We start from the raw sequence: 21,187 nt of genomic DNA on the forward strand, positions 1-21,187 counted from the left end.
AGCGTGTTACTTGTTGATACCAGACCCTTGCTCCAGCATGGCTGACGCATCGGAAATGGTGAACGAACCTGGTTTTTGACGAGGCGGGAACTCTTTAAAGGTTGCCAGCATCTCTTTCGCGTATTTCTGCGCACCCCCCATCAGGAACAGACGGTCGTAGAACCAGGAGTTATAGCCCATACCGTCGCTGCCTTTTTCCAGCGGGTCGATCTCGAGGTCAAAGATCATCGGTGTGCGAAGCTTGGTGAACGGATACTTCCACAGATCCAGACCGGTGTGCTCCTGAATCATAAAGTGCGCTTTCCAGCGACCGTAGCGCATCGCCAGCAGGTCACCGTCATCACTCCAGTAGAAGAACTCTTTACGCTGGTTGTCACCTTTACCCTGAAGGAAATCGAGTTGGTTATACCCATCCAGATGGACCTTATAGGTCATAGAGGAGGTCTTATACCCCTTCAACAGCTCCTGTTTGATGTTGGGATCCCCTGCGGCGGCAACCAGCGTTGGGAACCAGTCATAGCTGGCAAACATGCCGTCAACAATGGTGCCTGGCTTGATATGGCCCGGCCAGCGGATCATCGCCGGTACGCGGAAGCCGCCTTCCCAGCCGGTATTTTTCTCCCCACGGAACGGGGTTTCACCCGCATCTGGCCAGGTCGCCGTCATCGGGCCGTTATCCGTGGTGTAAATCAGGATGGTATTGTCTTCAATGCCCAGATCTTTGATTTTCTGAAGCACTTCGCCGATCATCTTGTCGTGTTCAACCATACCGTCGGCATACGTTCCCAGCCCTGTCGCGCCGATGCTGCCATCCTTCAGATGCGTTTTGTTGTGCATACGCGTCGTGTTGAACCAGGTAAAGAACGGTTTACCTGCTTTGGCCTGACGCTCCATAAAGTCATTGTTGGCCGCCAGCGTCTCTTCGTCCACGGTACCCATACGCTTCACCGTCAACGGACCGGTATCTTCGATTTTGCCGTCTGCGGTACTCTTAATGACGCCACGTGGGCCGAACTCTTTACGGAAGGCCGGGTCTTTCGGGTAATCCGGGTTTTCAGGTTCTTCTTCAGCGTTCAGGTGGTAGAGGTTACCGAGGAACTCATCGAAACCATGGGCAGTGGGCAGGAACTCATCGCGGTCGCCGAGGTGGTTTTTACCAAACTGGCCGGTCGCATAGCCCAGTTGCTTAAGGGCGCTGGCAATCGTAATGTCTTCTTTTTTCGGATAGAGGGGACTATGAACGAAACCATCGAAAAACTGATTGCCAGTGGAAAGGAAGGGCCATGGTGGGACTTTAAACAAACCTACCACCAAAACAATGCAACCCTTGTTCACGATATCCTCTGCATGGCAAACGTCCTGCATGACGGTGACCGGTATCTGATTTTTGGCGTGAATGATGAAGGGGTGATTACCGGCGTGCCGGAAGATGGTAAGCAACTTAACCAGGCAAATTTAATCGATCTGTTAAGAAAAGTCAGTTTTGCAGAGCACCATTGTGAGGATATTCAGCTGCACCACATCACACTCCAGCATAAGGTGCTGGCTATTCTACAAATTCGTAACGTCAGAATGAAACCCTACTATCTGACCCAGGACTATATAAAAGAGGGAAAAACTGTCAGAGCCGGTGTCGTTTACACCCGGCAACAAGATGCCAATACGCCCGTAACTAGCTGTGCCAGCCCTGGAGATGTCATGGCAATGTGGAGAGAGCGCTTTAACCTGGACCTGGCACCCGCTGACCGCATAGTCAGACTGCTTCTGGATTACGACAATTGGGAATATGACGGTATCAGCGAGGCCTATTATCGGTTGGACCCGGATTATGCCATTCATATTGGCTACACAGAAAAAGATATAGGAGGACAACACTGGTGGTCAACGATTAGCATTGAGCAACCTTGTCACTATGAATACATCCTCAAATACCGTGGGCTTGTACTTGAACGAGTGCCAATCGTACATTACAGAAATGAGGGTTTACAGTTTCCCTTTCCAGAGATGGATACGCTGGCTTATCCAGGAAAAAGGGATGGATTCGTAACTGATTATTATGCAGACGTTTTTTACTTCGTAAAAAACACCTTACCCTACAATCTGTTGAGTCATATCAGAGAATTACACTCACTGCCTGGCCGTAATTCAGGCATAACCATGCCGTTAACCACCCAGACCAAACCGCCGATTATCGAGCTGCCATTCATGGTGTTTGAGAACGCAGGGGAAAAAGAAGAAAAGCTAAAGTTTATTCAAAGTCAGCTTGCTGATTTTTGTCCGGATGGTATGCCTGATACAGCATCGATGAAAACTGACCCAGAACTAAGAATGGAAGTAGAGAGGCAATTTTCCTGGTGGGTTTTTAACCATATGCGTTGAGCCGAAGCCAGTAACCCTGCCTGGGAGTTGTTCATTTTTGACGTTGCAACTAAAGGTCAGCGCTACGATAGCGTGTTTTAGTGCGCACTCGCGTATTTTCTCCCTCTTGGGTGAATTTGGCCTACTTTCGCGGGCCATATACTGCCCCACGCACGACGATGTGCTTTAAGAGAGTCAACGGCAATACCAATAAAAAGCGCTCGGTTGCACGATGTGGACAGCATCCTGATATGGCTCCCGTGGACTTAGCCCCCGGCCGCGTCCAACATAGCGAAGCCAGCACTCAGGCTCCATGACATTTTTTATACTTTACTCCCGACCCGCAGGGACAAGGTTCATTTCTGCCTACCGCCCCGAACAATCGCGTTACTTCGGATTTAGCCGCCTTGTAAGCAAGCTGCGCGATGTAGTTCGACTGATTTTCAACCTCTAGTCGCTGCTCACCTGTTAACCCTTCAAAAAAGGGGGCTAGCCGACACATCTCCGCTTCTGCCTGCTCATGTTCGCCTGCAAGTGCCAGTATAACGGCGTACTGGCTTCGGACCTGAACCAGTCGCTGTACTAGACCGGCTTCATTGACGACTGGCAGGACGTATTGCTCCATCACCTCTCTGGCACCGACATAGTCCTTTATTGCGACAAACTCATCAGCTAGATCCTGTCCTACCCGGACCAGAGATTCGGGGGCTGCGGTCATGTTATAAAATTTCATCGCGTGAATGCGCAGAAACGGTGACACCTTTCCCTGCGCATCATTAATTCTGGCGAGCAACTCTAGGGCATCGGCCAGATGTTTGATGTGCTCGTGAACATTTTCAGGCTGGTTGATGATTGCCCACAGCACATCCGAGTTTTTACCCATGACATCCTGTGGGGTAATACCAAATAACGCGTAGTAGCGATTCACTACGCTCAGACACAGTGTTTCTGCTTGTTTGTATCTTTTCAGTCTCCAGAGCGCGATAGCATGGTTATAGTCAAAAATACGCGCATGCTCCTCATCCGGAAGGCTGGGGCGGGCATCTTCAGCCAGCGTTTGCACTTCACTAAGGTCTCCCTTTTCGGATAAGAAAAGCATCCGTTTCATGGTGTAGGCCGTGCGTTCCCGGTAACCAAACTCATGTTCTGTAAGCAAAGCTCCCATCGCTTCCAGCCATTGTGCAATTTGCTCAGAAACACCGTCTTTAAGCTCGGAAAAAACGAGCCCATCAAGTGCCCAGAACTTTTGTAAAGGCGCCAGAGAGTCCGAAGCTGTCGCCTGTTTCAGGCTTTCCATAATGTCGACAGCAATGCCCATCTCATAAAACAGCTCTTCACCAGATAGAGCGATGAGCGTCATGACATCGTTAAGCTTGATGTAAATCTGCGTTAGAAGAGAAAATCGCGAAGTGTCGCGTTCTTGCTGAAGGCTCTCAATCAAAAGATCTTTTAACGCCAGTAACGCGTTATTTACGATATCCACGTCCATCATGGTCAGGTGTTGCAGCCCCAGCGCCCTGACAGCATCGTGTACCTTTAACGTCTGGTTTCCATAGTTTTCAATGGTTCCGGTGGCCCGCATTTTTTTAATTAATGTGGCTGCCCCGTTTGAAGGGATATTCAATGAGCGGGCAAGGTACTCTGAAACTTCATCACGGCTTAGCCCCACATCGGACAGACTGAACAACGCCAGAGCGTTCTGGACCAGTGGCTCAAACCCCTGATAGACACGGCTGAGAATGACTTCCTGCGCGGTTTCCGTACTGTTTTCCTGCTGCCGCAGTTCAGCACACAGCGTGTCTATATCCCCTTTGTATTCCTCTGCGGCAACTCTCGCCGCGCTTTCGACATACAGCGGCAACCCTCCGGTGTAGCTTCGTAGCTGCTCATATCCCAGCGCACTGGCGTGCCCACCGAGGTCGGCCACTGCGGCAGCCACTGTGTCGATATCCCATCCCTGTAACGATTCACGCTGAAGTCCAGTCATCGCCTCCAGTTGACGGACATTGTCATGGGGCTGGCACAGCAGCACAAAATGGATACGGGTTGTGGCGTGCAGAACATCCCGCAAGTTCTCCACAGGGATACGATGCGCATTATCCAGAACCAGCAGCAGGTTGTCGTTCCGTTGCTGCAAGAAGGTGTCGAACGTTCTCAGCGCTTCAACGCCACTGGCACCAGGGAGCAGTATTCTTCGCAGGCCACCTTGCTCCTGAGTCGCAAACCGGGCTGCCAGCTCACGAACCAGCGTACTGGCAAGTGCAGGGCCTGGAAGGTCGCCAGCGTCGTAATATGCACACGCCTGAGTACTGTGCTGGGCAGCCTGTGCTGCCCATGCTGTTTTACCTGCACCGGACAAGCCGCAAATGATGCGTATCCGCTCATCCGACACAAAAGAGGGTTCCTCTCTTTGTGGCCGGTAGAGTGTCGGCGGTGCAGGGAAGTCCTGTAACTGAACGATGAGTTGTTCGAACAGGGCAGGAAGATCCCGGGTATAAAACGCATGCTGTCCGTCAGCATCACCTCCGGTGGCGGCGAGCTGGACCAGACCGGCCATCTTCCAGATCAGGGATTCTGGCGACAATAACGAAAAATTCAGTTGCTCTGCTTGCGCGATGCACCACGCGGCCGCATCAGCCACGGTGTCCCAGGCAGGGGGAAGTGCGGGATGGCGCTCAGCGGTTGACTGGGGCCAGATAAAACGGACATCCGCAGGAAGCATATTATCCTCAATCATCTTCTGCAGATGTGAACCTGGTGCCTGGTTGGCGACGATAACGAAAGAAGCGCTTCCCTGGCGGCGCCCATCAGTGTGCTCGTTACGCAGCTCCGCAAACCGCGCGAGCGCGCTAGACACATCGCTGAGAATGATGGGTTTCAGGCGGGTTTTAACCTGAACGTAAATGCGCTCCTGCCCGGAGTTCAGCTCAATATCCTCATCCAGCTCAACGGTCACTGCCTCCACGCTGGCTTTCTGTGCCAGCAGCAAGCAGCCAACGGCATACAAGTGCTGATAAAGGAATCCCCGGTGTACGGCTTCAATACGTACCAACTGGGCAGAGTCCAAAACATCCGGCGTAGATTTTTCTTCGCTTCCCCGCATTTTTGTTCCTCAAGTTACTTGTCAGAAGTACCCAAGATTTACCTATCAGCGTGCGCAATGGAACTTAAGTATGGCTACCAAAAGTTTGACCAGAACACACGGATTAATCGGTGCGCAACAATTTCACCTCATATTCTGGTGGAGGCTGATGTAGTTCGTATGGTGTTACATCAATAAATTGAAGGAAATCCACCCGCTGTCAGATATGTCAGTAAAACAGGCTATATATCATTGATTAAGAAATTCGGGGGCGTTACTTTTATCCGTGTCAGTGCACTGGCTGCGCATTTGTAGTTATCTTTACGACAGGCGAGTGGACAAAAAGAATAAAAGAGGGAGAGTCCCATGGTCAGAGTTTGTAAAGTTGAAATCCAGAACTTCCGATCTATTCGTTTGCTGACCTGGTTGCCTTCGCCAGGGCTCAACTGCCTCATGGGCCCTGGGGACAGTGGCAAGACCACCATTCTTGACGCTATAGATTTGTGCCTGGGGGCGCGGCGTAATGTCAGTTTCAGCGACACCGATTTTTTTGGTCTCGATGTGACTCAGCCCATCAGTATTACCCTGACCCTGGGGTCATTGCCGGATGCGCTGAGGACAATGGAAACCTACGGCAATTATTTGCAGGCATTCAACAGCGCGACGGGGCAGATACAGGAAGAGCCCCAGCTCGGGCTGGAAACGGTTTTGTGTCTGCGGCTTAGCGTCGACAGTGAACTGGAGCCTAACTGGACGCTGGTGTCTCAGCGTGCCGAAGTGCTAGGTCAGGAACGCAATCTGGCCTGGAAAGATCGGCTGCTCATCGCACCGGCGAGATTTGGCACCTATGCAAGCTCAAATTTGTCCTGGGCACGCGGATCGGTGCTTAATCGGCTCACGGAGGAGCGCCCTAATCTGGGGGCTGAACTGTCAAATGCTGCGCGTCAGGCCCGAACCAGTTTCGGTGGTCAGGCAGCGGTACAACTCGCGGCAACGCTGGACGTAGTTACTCAGAAGGCCAATGAGTTGGGTGTGCCGGTCGGTGGTCGGACTCAGGCCTTACTGGACGCTCACGCGGTTTCTATCGGCGATGGTGCAATTGCGCTGCACAACGCCGCTGGTGTGCCGCTGCGTTCTCTTGGTACGGGGTCGTCCCGTCTTCTGGTGGCAGGAATGCAGCGTGCTGCCGCGCAACGGGCCTCCGTGGCGCTGGTCGATGAAGTGGAATACGGACTCGAACCGCATCGGCTTACCCGGTTACTGAACTCACTGGGGGCCAGGGAAACACCGCCGCCACTTCAGGTTTTTCTGACCACACACTCTCCCGTGGCCGTGCGTGAGCTTAATGGCAACCAGCTCTTTGTCGTGCGGGGCCATCCGACAGCACCCCACCTGGTGCTGCCGGTGGGCATTTCCGATGATATTCAAAGTACGGTCCGGGCCGACCCCGAAGCCTTTCTGGCGCGTAGCGTGATCGTCTGTGAAGGGGCGAGCGAGGTAGGGTTAATCCGCGGGCTGGATCACTACTGGACCTCCCTCAACGGTAATTCCATGCTGAGTGCAGGAACCGCATTCGTGAATGTTGGTGGAGGAGAGCCTGACCGATGTTTTGTGCGTGGGCTAGCACTGAGTCGACTTGGCTACCGTGTGCTGGTTCTGGTGGATGCGGATAAGCCGCCCACCCCGGCGACGGTCGAGGCCTTCGAGGCTGCGGGTGGAGAACATATCACATGGCGAGCCGGTCGCGCGCTGGAGGATGAATTGTTTATGAGCCTGCCGGATGCAGGCGTCGACGCGCTGCTTCAACGAGGTATTGAGCTTATGGAGGAGGAACTGGTGGCGGCACATATCCAGACGCAATCCAACGGTCAGGTAACGCTTGCCCATATTCGGCAACAGCGGCACCTGATTGGGGGGCCTTATTCTCCTGAAATACGACAACTATTGGGACTCACTGCGCGTAACCGACGAAACGGGTGGTTTAAATCGGTGACCCGGTATGAGGATGTGGCGCACGATATCCTCGGTCCTCATCTCCCCGCGTCCGATGCCGGGTTCCAGGCGCTGATTAGCCGGCTTTACTGGTGGGCACATGCCGCCTGACTACAACCTGCTGGAATATCATCGGGGGGCGATTACGGCCCCGGCCGGGTGCGGTAAAACACAAATCATTGCGGATACCCTGGCCCTGCATACGGGGACCAGGCCGGTACTTATCCTCACGCACACCAACGCGGGTGTGACAACACTGCGTCTGCGTATGCAACGTGCCGGGGTTTCTGCCGTGGCCTACCGTATCGCCACCATTGATGGATTTGCCATGCGTCTTGTGGCGATGTTTCCGGCGCGGAGTGGGCTCAATGTTGAGGTCCTTCAACTACGCAATCGCAGAACTGACTATCCCGCTATACGGCAGGCTGCCTGCCAGTTGCTGCAGGCAGGGCATCTCAATGATATTCTGGCGGCCAGTTACGCTCACCTCATCGTGGACGAATACCAGGACTGCAACCTGGTGCAACATGCACTGGTAACCGCGCTATCAACGGTGCTGCCTGCCTGTGTACTGGGTGACCCCATGCAGGCCATTTTTGGCTTTCGGGGGAACCAGCTCGTGGACTGGGATGCACATGTACTCTCTCACTTTCCACTGATTGGTGAGCTCAATCATCCATGGCGCTGGGCTAACGCAGGGGCGCCGGAGCTCGGTCGCTGGCTTCTGGACTGCCGACGGATGTTGCTGAATGGTAACGCCATTGACCTTCGCCAGGTGCCTGCTGAGGTGACCTGGGTGCCGTTACGGGCAGAAACAGTTGTTCAGCAGCGCCTTACTGCAGCCCTGACACGCGCTGTCACCGCAAACGGGCAGGTACTGGTGATTGGAAACAGCTATGACACCCGCGGGCGTCAGCAGATGGCCAGCCAGACCCCGGGAGCAACGACCGTCGAAGCCGTCGATTTAGTCGACCTTACCGACTTTGGTGCAGCGTTTAACCTAGACGCTGCGGATGCGTTGACGCGCCTGGTGCAGTTTGCCGCAGGCGTCATGACCCAAGTTGGCCCCGCAGCATTGCTGCCCCGTCTGGAAACGCTACGAAGAGGGCGAGCCCGCAACCCGCCGACGGTTGCCGAAGCAGCGTTAGTGGCATTTGCAGAGAGACCCGGTTTTACGCTGGCCGCTGAGGCACTGCGCCTTCTGACCCGCCAGGATAATGCGCGGGTCTATCGGCCAGAGGTTTTGCGCTGTTGTTTGCGCGCCTTGCAGTCGGCTGCTGCCGGAGGCTGCACATTTGCAGACGCCACGGTAAACGAGCGCGAACGCAATCGCCACGAGAGTCGACCATTGGCCCGGCGTGTAATCGGCAGCACATTGTTGCTAAAGGGACTGGAAGGGGAGGTGGCAGTCATCACATCCCCGGAAGAGATGGATGCACGACACCTCTATGTCGCTATGACGCGGGGATCTTCGCGGCTGGTTGTGTGCTCGCTAACTCCCATATTGACGGCCCGCTAACTCCGATGCAAAGCGCCCTTGCTCGCAAATCGCACCTTCCTTAAGGGCAGTGCCTGACGTACAGCCCTATCAAATAGCCTGGCTTCTATCACCATTCCTCACGCCTTGCCGGTGAATCAAACTCCTTTTCTACAAAATTTGCAGGGTTTGTATAAGTTGAAAGCGGTGCAGAACTGAGCGAAATCTCCACCCCTAAAATATTTAACACTTTGTATAGACGCTCAAAACTTGCTTTTGAAGGATTTGACTCAAGGCGAGCATAAGTCTGCTGGGTTACACCCAACATGGCAGATAATTCTCTTTGAGTTAATCCTTTTGATTTACGAAAACCAATTAGAAGTGGACGTAACTGGCTAAGAAGTCTAACGGGAAAAATAGTATCCATAAGTAGGTGGCCATGTCGATTACTTCATAATAAATTCACTCCTCGTAAGAAACAGCCTGTAAGGTGTCTTATTACTTTACAGCTTACAAGGTGTAAGGGTGAACTCGTTGTATTAACTAATACTGCTCAAATTTTAAAGGTTGCATCTCGCGCTGGCTGGGATTATATTTATTAAGGACTAGCATATAGTGGTGTACGCTGTTATCCTCTTTGTAATGAGGCTTATCAGTGTGTGAAGGGAGAGGGCGGACTCTGCTTTGCCCTCTCTCTTTCATGGACTTATTTAACTTTAAATGTTTTTTAAAAGTCATTGCCTTATTGCAATGGTTTTATTAAAAATCCCAATCAATGTGTTTATTTTTTCATTTATCTTAATTTGCTTTTTCTCTTGCTCGAGAGAAAGCTTTCTGAATTCATTTTCCCTGCTCGGCACGGCAATTATCAACTCTTCATAAATCTCCTTTGCTCCTGATACTTTTTCCAACTCGCTGCTGTATTTTTCAATAAGAGTTCTTATTTGAATATTTACATTTCTGTATTCATGACTGGTAGCACTTAAAACAAGTTGACTGGAATTTTTTTTGGGTGCCTCAATTAACTCTACGCTTTTCTTTACGACATTGAATTCAGATGTGACTGAGTATACATATTGATACGCGCCTGATTTTCTGACTTTACTCAATAATCCTTTTCTAACTAAACACTGAATTTGGTTATAAGCAAAAGCTTTTGCCTTAAAATAACTTTTCGGAAGTGAAAATCGCTCGATAAGAATTTGAGCCACATCGTTACTGGTGAAGTTATCTTTAGCAATATAGATTATTGCGGAAAATATGTACGACTCAGCGTTGGATACTCGACTATTCATATGACTAAAACAAGGCAGTTAACTTAGGATTGCTAAGTATACAACAATGGCAGATACTTAGACAATCTAAGCATTCGAGGCCAATGAAGATGAATCAGTGTCTGAAAAAAATCCGATACCAGAAAGACTTAAGGAAGCGAGAAGCAGGGCGGGTTTATCACAGCGCTCATTGGGCCTCCTTGTTGGGTTTGATCCCGCTTCGGCTAGCAGTCGTATGAATCATTATGAGAAAGGGCGCCATGTCCCCGATATTGATACGCTTCGACGGATGGCGGCAGAGTTAAACGTGCCGTTGAACTACTTTTTTTGTGATGATCAGACCACAGCTGAACTTGCATTACTCATATCCCGGATGACAGAGGAAGAGCGAAGTAATCTTATCGAAGCACTCAAAAGGCATCCAGGCGAAAAGCATGCTGACAAAAAATGATATTACATATAAAGCGACTGAACTTTTTGAAGGTAACGAAAGTGTAGCATTACACTGATGCAATGAACCAAGCAGGACATTACAGTGGGAGACGCCCTCTCAGATAACAAACTCAAAAGAGGGAGCCATAAATATATGTTTATCAATACAACCAGCATTCTGCCGACAACCGGGAAGCTGTCGGCTAAATCTTCCATGTCAGAATTATGACGACTTATGTAGTTCCCGAATCATATGGTTGGCCAACAGGCTTTCCACCGGTATAACCGAATTGATTTTTACCGCTTTGACAATTTCTATCAACGAAAGGGTATTTTGCGCTAATTGGTCTCGCAATTCACTTACTTCAGCCTGCAACTGCTGGTTTCTGGCCAGCAAAGCCTGACGGGTTTTGCGGTTGACGTATTGCTGTTTTTCTTTTGGGCGTAGATTCAATGGGCCAAGTTGCTGGTCAACATAGGCAGCAATTAGGCGTTTACGCTCTAGGCTGCTCAGCGTACTTAAACCACCGTTAACGATACCTTTTGCCTTGAGCCTAATATGCAGGGCCTTGGCGGAAATAGGGGACTTGTCAAAGCCTTCAACCAGCATCAGTTGTAATTCGTGCTCAATCAGTGTGTTCAGTTCCTTGCCGCGCATCAATCATTCTCCTGCATCAATTGTTGGTATTCAAGTGCAAAAAGCTGGGCCAGTGTACGGACTTTGCCCTCGGTGATTACTCCACCAGACAACACACTCTCAGCAGCAACCAGTTGTTGAGTCTTGGCACGACGATGCCATTGTGCTTGTATTGCCTCGAGTTGCTGTAACCGTCGTTCGATGTCGGCCAGTCTGGTCTGGTAATCAGGCTGATGTTGAGTAAGTTGGGTCAACTTCGAATGTGCTTGCTGTAAAGCCTGTTTTTTGGCAATCAGATTTGGCAGCTCATCTATCCGGCCTGTCAGCGTGAAATGTTCACAAAAGGCAGCACTCTGGCATTTCAGTCGATAAGGACATCCCCAGAGGTTAACTTCCCGCATACAGGAGCCAAATTTCAGCGGATACAGCACGGCATGTCTTGCCACCATGTCAGAGGCTTGCTCTGGTCCTTCTGCGTCGCGGATTTCTTCAAAGGCGGCAGCAACATCTTCAAAGAGGCCGTTAGCAAATGACGCCTCGACAAACCTGGCTACATCATCCCGATCGTCAAAAGTATGCAGGTTGGCTTTGATGGTATTGTCCAAAGTCATGTGTTCCGTGACCGCCAGTTGGCCGGTCCGTTTGACGATATCCAGTGGCGTAGCAATGGAGGACGAAGAGGGCGAGACAGTTAGTGCTGTCGAAATCGGCTGCAAGGGCACCAACGAGGCGGCTTTTCGCCGTTCTGCAAGCGCCAGATGTTGATAATGCTGATTCTGCGTGATGTCCACTCGACCCATCAACATTGCCTGTAAGTGGTCAGAGATATCCGCAATAGCAAGAAAGGTATTGATGTTGTGCCGGGGAATGTGGGTACGCATCCGCGTCGAGGTGCCATCCTCCTCCAGTAATTGATATTTGCTGAATACTGATCCATCAGGCTCAACGTTGCCTAAGAATTTATTCATAAGTGTGTTAGTGAAGGGTATCGGTGTAGCCAGCAAAGCCAGTGTGCGCTTTAATGCCAGCGAACCCTTCTCGTGTAGAAATAGCAGATCCTCGTAGTTAACTTGGTAGCGTTTGCCATTTTCCATCCAGGCGTGTGTACAGGGTTCGTTGGCATTCGCCAGGCCAAATTCGGTCTTAATGTAATGATTGAGAGCAGTCTTGGAATAATCGATAGATTTGCTGTTTTTCGGGCCTGGTATTTCTTGAACGGGCAGCACACCTCTTTTGCTAAGGGCTTTGGATGTTTTGTCCCGTTGTCCTGCCCGGCCCCGAAAACTTGAGGTAGTTTGGGTGATGTACTTCACCACATCGTCCAGTTCGACTCGTTCACCGGGCATGTTGCTGATGGCCTGTGGCAGGTAATCAGCAAAAGATTTTGCCCGTAGATAGGTAAGATGGCTGCGTATTGGTGCGGTCAACATTTTAACGGTACTGAATATACTCTCGACCAGCGGTACTGCCAGCGGTTCTACCCAATGCGTTCGCTCCCCAGCACCTTTGACACCAACATAACGGATACCAAGAAAATAATCGGGTAATCCCTTGTCCTGAAATCGTTTGCAGATTGCCGGATCATCAATCTGGCGTTTAAACAGGGCATCCTGTCTGAGATTAAACGCTTCAATGGAGCGAAAGCCGGTAATAACCAATAACAACAGGCAATTTAACGCGATTTTCTCAGCATCACTTTCCACCCGCTGGATTAATGCAACTATGTTCAGAAATCCGCGAATGGTAATCAACGCATCTTCACCATCGGTAGTGGTATCAGACAGCTTGGCCTGCTGTTTCAGCGCCATGGTTTCCCGGGCTTTGCGGGTCAAGTTGGTTTTGTTGGTATACTTCACATCAGAGTTGTATTGCAGTTTAACCAACGTAAATGTGAAGTGATTGACCAATTTTTGAAGGCTAACGCACCGCCCTTTATAGTTAGCTGTATTGGGGTCACTAGGAGATGAAACGCTACTGAGAAGATCCATCGCTCGTTGAATGACAACTGTGCTCAGGTAAGATGGATGGGTCTGTCCTGTCTCATAAAGCATCGCATGGTACCATCGTTTCAGAATCATCAAAGTTGCCTTTGCCACCGCTGGCGACATACTCCTATTTCCCTGTCGGTAAACCACTACCAGCATAGCTTTCATGAACTGACTATATTCTTTGTCGATGGGCAGATGTTCTACAATACCTTTGAATCTGTTCATCTCATCAAAACGTAATGTATTTCTGCCGTTCCCTCGCAACCATCCACTTCCCTGGTTACCACTTACCCAGATATGATCATTCCATGTTTGGGCAAAATCAGCAGACAGGTGCTGTTCGAACCATTTTTTTTGCTCTTCAATAAAAGCCTGAAAATGCTCAAAGTGATTTTTCATTGGACTTCACCTGTTCCTGATGAAAACGGCAGCGGGCGATAACAGACTCAATTTCAAACTGTGTGGTTTCATGGATTAAAATGAGCGGATTTCGGGAATTACCTACACCGTCTGAAATAGCGATTAGTTCATCGACTTCTTTTTTGACGCATTCAAGTAGAGCCTGATGTTCACCATCCGTAAAAGGGCGATAATACAGACAGCCGTAACAAGAACGCACTTCGCTGAAAGGGCATGTACTACTGTTCCTGGAGCAACCACCAATTTTATCATGCAACTCGTCACCAACGAGTCCCACCACTGGATGGCCTTTCCAATGTGCTGAGTCGACCAGTTCCCCAGTGAGCATCATAGCCACCATATTTTGCCAAACGGGATTCGACCCAAGCGCTTTAGCACGGATCAAGGCCAACGCGGGAGTTGCCATAATGTAGTATTTAGCTACGGCAAGAGAGGTGTGCCCCAGTACATGTGCTATCTCTTCAGCGCTAGCACCTTGCATCGCCAAAGAGTGCCCAACATTGTGGCGTAAATCAGTGGGTGTAATTGTGGGCAATGCAGCTTCGCCACATGCTACGGCGGCTTGATATTCAGGAGGACAGAAATTTAGGATTGCCTGATTAATTGCCTGAGACACATAATGCGGAGCTGAAACGCTGAAATCGAATAGTTTATCTTCGGGGTTTTTCTTATATCTCACGGTATAGTTCATAATTAACTCCCCAATTTCTGGGGGGATCGCCAGAAATAACCGCTCTGTCGTCACTCGTCTTTGTTTAGCATATGGTAAAAAGACACTGTATCGAATCAGACCAGATTCCTGATTTCGTGTATCGATACGAACATCTTTGACCGCCAGCCTAGCGAGTTGTACTGGGCGTGCACCCGTTACATAAGCCAACCCAAGGATAGCTGCATTGCGCACTTCGCTGTGACTGAAACTTTTGCCATCGCGTAACAACGAAGCCATTTCAAACAGTCCATTGCAAATCATGTTTTTTTCAAGAGGGTCAAGAATATTATCGATTTCTTGGTAAACCCCCCAATGTTCGAGATACGGTCGAGGGACGAACTCAAGATCATCGTAATCTTCAAGATTGAAACCTGGGAATGTTTCAGCACAAAGTATTTTTAATCCGAATAACACGGAATAAAAAGTAGCATTATCAATATCCTCTTTTTCGATAAATAATCGGAGCGTACTAAGCGAAAACCCACCATGTTCTCGACAATATGAAATGATATTCCTCCAATCAAGGTGCAACGCTGGAAGTTTGGTTGGAAATCTCGTCGATGCATATTTGAAACAGATATACTTGTTTAATTTATTTGAGATATAATCTTGATTGAAAACAAGATATCGCCGACTGCCTGAATAATCGAAAGTCCATTTATTTCCTTTGTTAACAATATATTTATCATCAAACTCCATTGCCGTTTTTAGATAAATTCGATCAGGAATATCGAGTTCAAAGATAGCCTTAGCTAAATCAGGAGGGTAAACTGAGTTCCCTTCGTCAGATTTTAATGCATTATCAAATGATGTCATCGTTATATCTATCCATTATAGTATCTAACGTATTATGTAGCGCTGCATTGTCTTGAATAATTCGTTGGACATTGGCAGCATTAGCCTGCTCAGACAGGAAACGTTTTGCATATAGATCAGGCATTTGACTTGTCGGACTCCATCCCCCCATCAGTCGTAGTTCATCTTTGGCTTCTTCCATTATCCCTGAGAGGGAAGGGACTTCAGCAATAAAGTGTGTTTTATTTTGCTGGCTTTTCAAATATTTTAAATGCCATATTTTTTGCAATGTCAAAAAGGCCCAAGTATGTCGGGTTGTATGCGGAGTCAATCGTTGCAACGAGTCAGAGTACAACGGTGATTTGTACTCTGGATATTGGTTAGTGAAGACCTGATCTATTTTCGAAAAAATAGAATGAACTGATGTGTAGGACAAAGGCTTCGCTGACTGTTGACTCGATGTAAAGATGAAATCGTGTTTATCAGTTTTTGGTCGAAGCTTTGCTATATAAATGCTTAAAAAAATATAATCCTGCTTATCGAGCTCCAACACACGATTAGCCCATGCATTTTTGAGAGATGGCGCATTCTTTCTTGGTTCGTATGCCTCGTCGACAGTTGTCACAATCAAACTAAACTTATCACCTTTTAAATTAGGTTTAATTGAGCTGCACTCTAACAACAATAGCTCACCTGTTCGTAAACCATAATTTAACAACAGACGAATAATCAAAAAATTGCGGAACTGAAGATGCCCGGAAGGGAAAGGATTTAGCGGGTTATGCTTTTGGGCAGAAGAGGGGGTTATTATTCCATACAGGCTGAGCACCATTGCCCCAGACAAACTCTGAAATCCTTGGCTGCTGTGACTATGTTGCGAAAATTTGTTTGATGTAAGCGTTCGATAATTCTCCCGGCAAAGCTGTAAACGGGTGTGTAAACGCGAAGCCAAAAGTGATAATGCTTTGGGAGAGTCATCCCGGTATGCAGGTGATATGTAGGTGTTAATCAAAAAAGAAATGAAATGGATCACAGCACGAACTCTAACTGTATGAGTTAAGCTATTGGCTTTTGTGACTCTCGTTAAAGACAACACATTTGACTGGACGTTGTGGCCATTTTCTAGATACATCCAAAATGCGGGCATTTCACCGACAGCAATGTCTGGATTGTGGTCAGATGAATAGAAGCTGTAGCAAAACGAGACACCATACTTTTGCCTCCAGAATTCGTAAAAAAACTTCACAGATTGAAGTGAAGCTGACTGTGTGGACAATGAGCGGAAAGCCAAATGGTCAATATGGTACCTAAGGGGATACAGCAACGGCAGAGAGGTTTCCAAGTCCATCAGGATCCATCGCCTTTTACGGCCTGAGATAACCAACTGCTTTAGTGAATACACAATATTTACCTCAAAATTATCATGGATATGAAGAGAATGTACTCTGTACCTAATGCAAGAAACGAGAGGGAGATCAGAAATCCTAACGTATTGATTTATCAGTTAGTGGGAGTGTCATATGAACTTATTTACCACAGTAGGTGATTTAACATAATATACATTATGCGCACTAACGTCAGATAACGAGAATTGTAGTCAGACTGGTGCACTCGTTATTCACCTGTTTTAAAGCCACACGGGGCTAATCACCGTTGAAACAACGTAAACAATTAACTTATCATCACATGGCTAACCACTTACCCATGAGTATAAAGGCCCTCAGAATGACTGAAAAACACTGGTCAAAAATAGAATATCTGCATCAGACCGTTACTAACCCTAATATTCACATTAAAGGTACGCACAGCTATTACAGTGACTGTTGGGATAAAGGATTCGAGCGTTCCGTCGTGAGATATTTACTTGGGGACGAGTTCAGTCGTGACTGGGAACCCCTTGGTCGACTCGACAAATTATATATTGGCAATTTTGTTTGTATTGGCGCCGAGAGCGTGATCCTGATGGGAGGAAATAGTACGCATCGTATGGACTGGATCAGCCTATACCCGTTCATGGAATCAATAAAAGAAGCCTACGTTAGCCGTGGTGACACCATACTGGGCGATGGTTGCTGGCTGGGAATGCGGGCGATGATTATGCCTGGTGTGACAATTGGTGAAGGTGCTGTGGTTGCCGCTGGCGCTGTGGTAACAAAAAATGTACCACCCTATGCGATTTTCGGCGGCAATCCGGCCAAATTGATTAAATACCGTTTTCCTGAAGACGAGATTACGCGAATACTTGCGCTGAAATTATACGACCTTCCGGAAGAAAAACTGGTCTCCATCCAGCCATTATTGTCGTCAGGTGAAATCACCGCACTAGAAAATAGCTTACGATAACGATTTAACGTTCATAACTGTCGTTACACTCTTGTGTGATCTCCACGGCAGTCACCTGCACATCCTTAAATAGCATGCCAACCACACCAGAAATTTTTCCGAACTCTGTCGCGTCAATCACAATCCCCTCCAGCGTTAACCCGGCCACAGGACGCTCCGGATAACCTTCTATGAAAAATGCCCGCGAGAAGCATTTATTGTCTGAGCGACGCGCCGTTATATTATTAATCGTCAGTCCGCTGACCACCGTAAGACCGGCGTCTCCCTCGACACCTGCGGCCAGCTTGCGCCAGTGTTCTGGTTTATCAGCTAAATCTCCCCGGTCGCCATAGCTGTACTGCGGAAACCAGTTCAGCTGGATTAAGACCGGAAAACGCACGTCTGTAAGCCGTAAATTCTGCACGATGATATCCCGAATAAACCCGCCCCGGTTGCGGGCAGACTTAATGCGAAACCCGACGCCTGTGCCGTTAAACGCGTTATCTTCAATCAGGACGCGTTCAATGCCGCCTGAGGTTTCGCTCCCCAGCGTGATCCCGGATCCCTTATTCAGCGTACATCCGCGAATGACTATATCCCGGGCGGTACGTGCTTTTTGCGCCGCTTCGTATCCTCGTCCTGATTTGATGCAGATATTGTCGTCATTGCAGGAAACGATGCAGCGTTCGACCCGCACCTGCTCACAGGAATCGATATCGATCCCGTCGGTGCTCGGCCCCGCAGAGTTGCTGATCTGCACGCCTTCAACCTCGATATGGCGCGAATAACAGAGATGCATGTTCCAGAATCCGGACTCCCGACTGGTGAAATCACGCAGCAAAATGGTCTGACTTTCAAAGATCAGGATATTGCGCGGTCGCTGACAGTCGTAATCAACCACCCAACGCAATCCTCTGGCGCTGTAGTCCTCGACCATGCCGCTGCGCTCGTCATCTCCCCAGAAGCGTTGCCACCAAATGGCACCCTGCCCGTCTATCGTGCCCGTACCGGTAATGCTGACGTTTTCACACTCAATGATATTGATAATGCCTGCTGGCCAGCGCATATCTATGCCAGCAACCCGGGTATTAATCAGGGGGTAATCAGCCAGATCCTGGCTCCCCACGAGCTGCGCGCCAGCGTCCAGGTGAAGCGAAACACCACTTTTCAGGAAAAGTGCGCCGGTCAGAAAACGCCCTGGCGGAATAACGATGACGTCATTCTGTTGAGCGTTATCAATGGCCTGCTGAATGGCGGATGTTGACAGACGTTGCGCGGTTGGGTCCGCGCCGCACGCCAGAATGGAGATCGCTTTCATGGCTTGTCCTTAAACAGATGAAAGCCTTAGTCTAGGAATCAGCGTGACGGATAACCTTTGTCTGTTTGACAGCCACGCGCTCAGGCTGGCAAAAAAGCAGATATTTACTGGCTTGCGATCACCGCAATGCCCTTTTCTTTCATCGCCTTGACCCAGCGCTCATCCGTTGTGTCATCAACAACCAGCGTATTCACCCGCGACAGGTCGCCAATTACAAACGCCGAGGCCGTGTTGATCTTCTCCGGTGAGGCCAGTACCACCGTTTCCGCCGCTCTGCCGGAAAATGCACGTTTGATGCACGCTTCTTCATAATCTCCGGTGGTCAGCCCGGCCTCAGGATGCACACCGGTGACACCCATGAAAAACAGATCCGCATGAATATTGTTGATGCCTTCAATAGCGGCGGCACCGACCGTGACGATGGAGTGTTTATACAAACGACCGCCAATCAGGATCACCTCTATGCATGGATGGTCGACCAGCCCCAATGCGATACCCGGACTGTGCGTCACCACGGTTATTTGCAAATCGGGTGGCAAGAACGTAATAAGTTCGGAGGTGGTCGTCCCGCCATCGATGATCACCACCTGCCCCGGTGAAATGAGCTGCGCGCCCCGACGTGCCACGCGTTTTTTTGCATCCATTTTAACGGACTGACGTTCGGCAAAAGGCGCAACCGCTGAAGATGCTGGCAGTGCGCCGCCGTGGACACGCTGCAAACGCCCTTCTGCCGCCAGTTCACGTAAATCCCGGCGGATAGTGTCCTCAGATACCGAGAAAAAAAGGCTTAGCGCAGTAGACTGCACCTGGCCTTCCGCCTCCAGTTTTTCCAGAATCAACTGTTTGCGCTGACTTGTGAGCATGATTTATTCCTGATGTTGCACGATACATCTTGTATTTGCACGATGGTGCTGTTTATGATGCTCACTCTACGAGAGGAGAGCCAAACGTGCAATCAAAACGTGCAGATATACGCATCATCAACAGCGAAACGTTGTCCGACAACTGGTATAACCTGAAAAAATACACTTTTGACCTCCAGCGCAGCGATGGCGACTGGCAGCGACAAGAGCGTGAAGTGTATGACCGCGGGAATGGCGCGACGATCCTGCTCTATAATCGCGACAGCAAAACCGTGATTCTGACACGGCAGTTCCGTTTCCCGGTGTTTATCAATGGTCACGAAGAGGATCTCATTGAGGCGGCCGCCGGGTTGCTCGATAACCTTGACCCGGAAAGCCGGATTAAAGCCGAAGCGGAAGAAGAAACCGGGTTTAAGGTGACGCGCGTAGAGAAAATTTTTGAGGCCTATATGAGCCCTGGCTCCGTTACCGAAAAACTCTACTTCTATCTGGCGGAATATCATCCGCAGGATCGGACCAGCGCGGGCGGCGGCGTTAAAGCAGAGGGGGAAGATATCGACGTGCTGGAAATGACGCTGGACGATGCGCTTCGGGGTATTGAGAATGGCCAGATTGTCGACGGAAAAACCATCATGCTGCTGTATCACCTGGCCCTGAAAGGCATTTTATAATCCCACAATTAGCCAGATACCTGCCCCGGCGCAGGTATTTGCCTGTGCTATTCTTGCTGAACACCTCAACACGGAGATGCGAAAATGGCCGACTGGGATCCCTCTCTTTATCTTCAGTACAGCGCAGAGCGCACACGTCCCGCCGCTGAGTTACTCGCCCGGGTGCCGCTGGCGGACGTAACAACTGCCGTGGATTTGGGCTGCGGGCCAGGCAACAGCACCGCGCTGCTGAAAAAGCGCTGGCCTTCAGCGCAGATCACCGGCGTGGATAACTCCCCGGCGATGCTGGAGGAAGCCCGGCAGGCGCTGCCAGACTGTCACTTTGTTGAAGCGGATATCCGTCACTACAAACCTGACCAGCCTCTCAGCCTGGTCTACGCCAATGCCTCCCTGCAATGGATCCCGGACCATTACCACCTTCTGCCACACCTGGTTTCACTGCTCCAGCTAAACGGCGTGCTGGCGGTACAAATGCCTGACAACTGGCTTGAGCCGACGCACGCCCTGATGCGTGAAGTCGCCTGGGAACAGGGTTATCCCGAACGTGGCCGCGAGCCGTTGCCGGGTATCCATGCTTACTACGATATTCTGACGGAAGCGGGATGTGACGTGGATATCTGGCGGACCACCTACTTCCATCAAATGAGCTCTCATCAGGCAATTATTGACTGGGTCAGCGCGACGGGGTTACGTCCGTGGTTACAGGAACTCAACGAAAGCGAGCAGAAAAATTATCTGAAACGCTACCTTGAGCTGCTGGAAGAGCAGTATCCGCTCCAGGAGAACGGGCAGATACTGCTGGCTTTTCCGCGCCTGTTTATGGTGGCTCAGCGGGTTCCGTAAGCC

17 protein-coding genes are annotated in these 21,187 nt (G+C 49.7%); 7 read left to right on the forward strand and 10 right to left on the reverse strand.

Annotation, left to right across the window (positions count from 1 at the left end; genetic code table 11):
• Positions 1–6 precede the first annotated feature (6 nt).
• Positions 7–1,311 carry a sulfatase-like hydrolase/transferase gene (locus BH712_RS02495; RefSeq protein WP_420890501.1) on the reverse strand — a complete coding sequence of 435 codons (1,305 nt, stop codon included), beginning with the start codon at positions 1,309–1,311 and terminating at the stop codon, positions 7–9.
• On the opposite strand from BH712_RS02495, the gene BH712_RS02500 reads away from it, so the two are divergent.
• Complete coding sequence (locus tag BH712_RS02500) at positions 1,237–2,379, forward strand: AlbA family DNA-binding domain-containing protein (RefSeq protein ID WP_032673835.1); 1,143 nt, start codon at positions 1,237–1,239, stop codon at positions 2,377–2,379. The two genes, BH712_RS02495 and BH712_RS02500, sit on opposite strands and share 75 nt — an antisense overlap.
• Before the next feature lie 283 nt (positions 2,380–2,662).
• Here the strand turns inward: BH712_RS02500 and BH712_RS02505 are convergent, their stop codons facing one another.
• Complete coding sequence (locus tag BH712_RS02505; RefSeq protein ID WP_006810654.1) at positions 2,663–5,461, reverse strand: SEC-C metal-binding domain-containing protein; 2,799 nt, start codon at positions 5,459–5,461, stop codon at positions 2,663–2,665.
• A gap of 345 nt (positions 5,462–5,806) precedes the next feature.
• Between BH712_RS02505 and BH712_RS02510 the strand changes: the two genes are divergently transcribed.
• Together BH712_RS02510 and BH712_RS02515 are read left to right on the forward strand one after the other, a co-directional pair.
• Positions 5,807–7,543, forward strand: a complete 1,737-nt coding sequence (locus tag BH712_RS02510) for an ATP-dependent nuclease (protein WP_001543766.1) — start codon at positions 5,807–5,809, stop codon at positions 7,541–7,543.
• Positions 7,533–8,951: a UvrD-helicase domain-containing protein gene (locus BH712_RS02515; protein WP_001134628.1), complete on the forward strand. Its 1,419-nt coding sequence runs from the start codon at positions 7,533–7,535 to the stop codon at positions 8,949–8,951. Before BH712_RS02510 ends, BH712_RS02515 begins: the two co-directional genes overlap by 11 nt.
• Positions 8,952–9,039: 88 nt before the next feature.
• Here the strand turns inward: BH712_RS02515 and BH712_RS02520 are convergent, their stop codons facing one another.
• Both BH712_RS02520 and BH712_RS02530 read right to left on the reverse strand, forming a co-directional pair.
• Complete coding sequence (locus tag BH712_RS02520) at positions 9,040–9,336, reverse strand: helix-turn-helix domain-containing protein (RefSeq protein ID WP_000379666.1); 297 nt, start codon at positions 9,334–9,336, stop codon at positions 9,040–9,042.
• Positions 9,337–9,643: 307 nt separating this feature from the next.
• Positions 9,644–10,204: a hypothetical protein gene (locus tag BH712_RS02530; protein WP_001543770.1), complete on the reverse strand. Its 561-nt coding sequence runs from the start codon at positions 10,202–10,204 to the stop codon at positions 9,644–9,646.
• Positions 10,205–10,301: 97 nt separating this feature from the next.
• On the opposite strand from BH712_RS02530, the gene BH712_RS02535 reads away from it, so the two are divergent.
• Entirely contained in the window at positions 10,302–10,634 is a 333-nt protein-coding gene (locus BH712_RS02535; protein WP_024189840.1) for a helix-turn-helix domain-containing protein, read from the forward strand.
• A 204-nt stretch (positions 10,635–10,838) separates the two neighbouring features.
• On the opposite strand, the gene BH712_RS02540 is transcribed toward BH712_RS02535, so the two are convergent.
• Genes BH712_RS02540 through BH712_RS02555 form a run of 4 tightly spaced genes read right to left on the reverse strand, consistent with a single transcriptional unit; the run spans position 10,839 to position 16,515 of the window.
• Positions 10,839–11,273, reverse strand: coding sequence for a hypothetical protein (locus BH712_RS02540; RefSeq protein WP_001214175.1), 435 nt, complete (start codon positions 11,271–11,273; stop codon positions 10,839–10,841).
• Positions 11,273–13,639: a hypothetical protein gene (locus BH712_RS02545; RefSeq protein WP_006810652.1), complete on the reverse strand. Its 2,367-nt coding sequence runs from the start codon at positions 13,637–13,639 to the stop codon at positions 11,273–11,275. The genes BH712_RS02540 and BH712_RS02545 overlap by 1 nt, the downstream gene beginning before the upstream one ends.
• A complete protein-coding gene (locus BH712_RS02550; RefSeq protein WP_006810651.1) occupies positions 13,623–15,188 on the reverse strand; it encodes a site-specific integrase in 1,566 nt (521 codons plus the stop codon). The genes BH712_RS02545 and BH712_RS02550 overlap by 17 nt, the downstream gene beginning before the upstream one ends.
• Positions 15,175–16,515, reverse strand: a complete 1,341-nt coding sequence (locus BH712_RS02555) for a site-specific integrase (protein ID WP_001459747.1) — start codon at positions 16,513–16,515, stop codon at positions 15,175–15,177. Before BH712_RS02555 ends, BH712_RS02550 begins: the two co-directional genes overlap by 14 nt.
• A gap of 377 nt (positions 16,516–16,892) precedes the next feature.
• Between BH712_RS02555 and BH712_RS02560 the strand changes: the two genes are divergently transcribed.
• Complete coding sequence (locus tag BH712_RS02560; RefSeq protein WP_032673833.1) at positions 16,893–17,510, forward strand: CatB-related O-acetyltransferase; 618 nt, start codon at positions 16,893–16,895, stop codon at positions 17,508–17,510.
• Positions 17,511–17,514: 4 nt separating this feature from the next.
• Here the strand turns inward: BH712_RS02560 and BH712_RS02565 are convergent, their stop codons facing one another.
• Both BH712_RS02565 and BH712_RS02570 read right to left on the reverse strand, forming a co-directional pair.
• Entirely contained in the window at positions 17,515–18,807 is a 1,293-nt protein-coding gene (locus BH712_RS02565; protein ID WP_006810649.1) for a glycoside hydrolase family 28 protein, read from the reverse strand.
• Between the two features lie 104 nt (positions 18,808–18,911).
• Positions 18,912–19,670 (reverse strand): DeoR/GlpR family DNA-binding transcription regulator, encoded by a 759-nt coding sequence (locus BH712_RS02570; RefSeq protein WP_006810648.1) that lies wholly within the window; start codon positions 19,668–19,670, stop codon positions 18,912–18,914.
• Between the two features lie 86 nt (positions 19,671–19,756).
• Between BH712_RS02570 and BH712_RS02575 the strand changes: the two genes are divergently transcribed.
• Entirely contained in the window at positions 19,757–20,341 is a 585-nt protein-coding gene (locus BH712_RS02575) for an NUDIX hydrolase (RefSeq protein WP_001190898.1), read from the forward strand.
• Between the two features lie 84 nt (positions 20,342–20,425).
• A complete protein-coding gene (gene tam / locus BH712_RS02580) occupies positions 20,426–21,184 on the forward strand; it encodes a trans-aconitate 2-methyltransferase (protein ID WP_000796223.1) in 759 nt (252 codons plus the stop codon).
• Positions 21,185–21,187 lie beyond the last annotated feature (3 nt).

The sequence above is a fragment of the Enterobacter hormaechei ATCC 49162 genome, from assembly GCF_001875655.1.
Classification (GTDB): Bacteria; Pseudomonadota; Gammaproteobacteria; order Enterobacterales; family Enterobacteriaceae; genus Enterobacter; species Enterobacter hormaechei.

What these genes read in the sequence shown, in the direction of transcription:
- BH712_RS02500 (WP_032673835.1), top strand. Translation starts at nt 1,237, where the DNA reads ATGAACGAAACCATCGAAAAACTGATTGCCAGTGGAAAGGAAGGGCCA.
- BH712_RS02505 (WP_006810654.1), bottom strand. Translation starts at nt 5,461, where the DNA reads ATGCGGGGAAGCGAAGAAAAATCTACGCCGGATGTTTTGGACTCTGCC.
- BH712_RS02510 (WP_001543766.1), top strand. Translation starts at nt 5,807, where the DNA reads ATGGTCAGAGTTTGTAAAGTTGAAATCCAGAACTTCCGATCTATTCGT.
- BH712_RS02515 (WP_001134628.1), top strand. Translation starts at nt 7,533, where the DNA reads ATGCCGCCTGACTACAACCTGCTGGAATATCATCGGGGGGCGATTACG.
- BH712_RS02520 (WP_000379666.1), bottom strand. Translation starts at nt 9,336, where the DNA reads ATGGATACTATTTTTCCCGTTAGACTTCTTAGCCAGTTACGTCCACTT.
- BH712_RS02530 (WP_001543770.1), bottom strand. Translation starts at nt 10,204, where the DNA reads ATGAATAGTCGAGTATCCAACGCTGAGTCGTACATATTTTCCGCAATA.
- BH712_RS02540 (WP_001214175.1), bottom strand. Translation starts at nt 11,273, where the DNA reads ATGCGCGGCAAGGAACTGAACACACTGATTGAGCACGAATTACAACTG.
- BH712_RS02545 (WP_006810652.1), bottom strand. Translation starts at nt 13,639, where the DNA reads ATGAAAAATCACTTTGAGCATTTTCAGGCTTTTATTGAAGAGCAAAAA.
- BH712_RS02550 (WP_006810651.1), bottom strand. Translation starts at nt 15,188, where the DNA reads ATGACATCATTTGATAATGCATTAAAATCTGACGAAGGGAACTCAGTT.
- BH712_RS02555 (WP_001459747.1), bottom strand. Translation starts at nt 16,515, where the DNA reads ATGGACTTGGAAACCTCTCTGCCGTTGCTGTATCCCCTTAGGTACCAT.
- BH712_RS02560 (WP_032673833.1), top strand. Translation starts at nt 16,893, where the DNA reads ATGACTGAAAAACACTGGTCAAAAATAGAATATCTGCATCAGACCGTT.
- BH712_RS02565 (WP_006810649.1), bottom strand. Translation starts at nt 18,807, where the DNA reads ATGAAAGCGATCTCCATTCTGGCGTGCGGCGCGGACCCAACCGCGCAA.
- BH712_RS02570 (WP_006810648.1), bottom strand. Translation starts at nt 19,670, where the DNA reads ATGCTCACAAGTCAGCGCAAACAGTTGATTCTGGAAAAACTGGAGGCG.
- tam (WP_000796223.1), top strand. Translation starts at nt 20,426, where the DNA reads ATGGCCGACTGGGATCCCTCTCTTTATCTTCAGTACAGCGCAGAGCGC.